The sequence below is a fragment of the Bacillus sp. JJ1503 genome (genome assembly GCF_036965125.1).
Taxonomy (GTDB): Bacteria; Bacillota; Bacilli; order Bacillales; family Cytobacillaceae; genus Cytobacillus.
The window spans coordinates 1-2,474 of sequence record NZ_JBALOZ010000468.1 but is presented as its reverse complement, the minus strand read 5'-3'; the positions used below and the strand labels follow the sequence as shown (position 1 = coordinate 2,474).

Here is a 2,474-nt window from a genome sequence, read left to right as displayed (position 1 = left end):
TGATTGGTTTTTCAAGTGGTGCATTATTTCTTCATTTTTATGATTGGAGTTCAGGAGGAACAGGAGAAGGTGCAGGATATGGTGGAGCATTCTTAGGACTTATAACCTTAGCTAATGGGGTCCTCATTCTGGTGATTGGAATTATTAGATGGATTGTAAAACTGTTCTTGTTAGGAGGTCTAAAAAGTGAAAAATAAAACTCGTTTAATTATTACACTAATATGTAGTTTGCTTGTTTTTGCTTTTGGTATGTTTAGAATACTTACTGAATCACTTTCTTCAGCACCTATGTTTGTAGCATGTTTTTTCGCAATTACTGGGTTTATCGGAATTGTTGCAAACGGGGCAATGCTAAGAAAATCACAATCTAATTAGACAATCCAGACGTACGATTCCTAATATGGAATCGCTTTTTTCTTGTTCAACTCCCATGAAAACTTAAAAAGCTCAAAACCCAGAAAAAAGCATAACAAAATTGACCCAGTAAAACGCTTTTTAAAAAAAGGCTGGGCCTTCTGAGTGTTCATTAGACAGGGGAATCCATTTTCATTCTCTGTGGTGAAGCGCTAATTTTTGCGCTTCATGGATGGCTAACGGGTGAGATTGTTCAACAGGGACGGTCGCTTTTTCACTAACATGCAGGTTACTTTAATAAAAGTTAATTTAAAATGACTGAAAATTACAAGTATTTATGTTAAGATTTCAGTGGAGGCGGTACATTTTGCAGAAGGTACTTTTATTGTTTTGTTTTTTTGTAATATTAGTAGGCTGCTCAAACAGATCTGAAACAGAGCCGATACATCCATTGTTCTCAAATGATGAAAGCAAATATTCCCTATTAGTTGTTGACGATACTGGAATATACAATCTTGATAATGAGTGGAAGACGAAAAATGGTATAAAGAATGTCAAAAAAATACATGGAAGAACTTCTTTAGAGGATACAGCCAATTCATATAAATTCTTAGAGTTAGAAGAAACACCAACATTTATTGTATTTGATGTAAAGGATGTTGTATTTAAAACTAATAGTGAAGAGGAATTGATTGAATTTTTATTAGAAAACAATCCAAATTAATTTATAGAAAAAGAATATCTTCTTTCTTGAACTAACGGGTGCGTTAGCACAATAACTAATAATAAATCTTTTTAATTTTTCCATATTCAGCATTCCAGTGCTTTTCTGTAAAAGGAACATCGCATATTTTTATTATAGGGCCAGATTGTTGAACAGCCCCCGTATTGGAAATTGGATAATTGTGTTTGAAACACAATAGATATTGTGAAGGTTTGCACTTCAACTAATGGAGGTTAGTTGAGCAAGGAAAAATCTCCAGGATTGAGGTTGTGATAAATAAGGTTTCCAAAAGGATAAACAAACATATGATAGATATTATTGTTAACAAAGCGAGTGTATTGATAATGGCAATTAGTAAATCTAAATTCGTCTCACTTACCTTTGATGATGGACCATCTCCATACACAAATCAGATTCTTGACATCTTGGGAACCTATAATATTAAAGCAACTTTTTTTGTTGTAGGTAAAGCAGTAATAAAATATCCTGAAATCGTTAAGCGGATAAATAACGAAAAGCATGTTATAGGAAATCATACTTGGAATCATCCAAAAATCACCGATTTATCAGCAAAAGAGTTATCAAGCCAGATCAAAAAAAACAACTTGGAAATAAAAAAAATAATCGGCAAAGAACCGATAATCTTTCGTGCGCCGTATGGTAAGATAGATGATCAATCCCTTAGAATTATTCATGATTCGGGTTTGAAATCAGTATTATGGAATGTAAATAGTCGGGACTGGTCTTTAACAAGTGCAAAAAAGATTGAAAGACGTGTTCTAAAAAAAACAAAGACTGATAGCATCGTATTATTACATGATGGTGATAAATTTGGAAGTGGTCCGAGAGATGCTACTGTCCTCTCTTTGCCAAATATAATTGAGGATTTAATGCAATCAGGTAATAAATTCCTAACTATTCCAGTATTTCATCAAAAGTGTTTTACTATAGAAAAATGGTAATCATTTAAATTTTTCTCCTGAATAGTAACAAATGTGATGAGTGAAACCTCTGATTTTTTCACCCGAATATTAGGTAGTAAGGAAAACTCTATGGAAATTTTCATGTCAAACGAAAATAAACTCTCTCCATTAAGGTATGTGAGACATGTAAATAAAAAGGGGCACTGCTATATTGCAATAAATCACATTCCCTAATCCTCGTACTTTTACTCCTCATTTCTTATTGAACTAATGGGTGCATTTCTTCAAGAAGGAGAAGTGCTCTTTTATAGAAGTTATTGTACTAACGAAGCAGTTGTGCGGCCGAGCATAGGTCGTATCATATAACGGGTGGGATTCCCGTCGAGTAAGAACTAGCCATTCACTCGTAGCGAGTCTTGGAGGGCTAAAGGTAACTTTCGTCTTTAAGCGTAGACAGTTAGGTAATGGGCCGA

Annotated in this window: 3 protein-coding genes and 1 pseudogene; all 4 read left to right on the top strand. The window is 34.0% G+C overall.

The window, feature by feature from the left end; translation table 11 throughout:
* Nucleotides 1-197 (top strand): annotated as a pseudogene (locus V7149_RS25300) (hypothetical protein); the annotation flags it as partial.
* Nucleotides 187-375, top strand: coding sequence for a hypothetical protein (locus V7149_RS25295; RefSeq protein ID WP_335348322.1), 189 nt, complete (start codon nt 187-189; stop codon nt 373-375). The pseudogene V7149_RS25300 and the gene V7149_RS25295, both read left to right, overlap by 11 nt.
* Nucleotides 376-721: 346 nt before the next feature.
* Nucleotides 722-1,078, top strand: a complete 357-nt coding sequence (locus V7149_RS25290; RefSeq protein WP_335348321.1) for a hypothetical protein — start codon at nt 722-724, stop codon at nt 1,076-1,078.
* Between the two features lie 305 nt (nt 1,079-1,383).
* A complete protein-coding gene (locus V7149_RS25285) occupies nt 1,384-2,040 on the top strand; it encodes a polysaccharide deacetylase family protein (RefSeq protein ID WP_335348320.1) in 657 nt (218 codons plus the stop codon).
* Nucleotides 2,041-2,474: the final 434 nt, after the last annotated feature.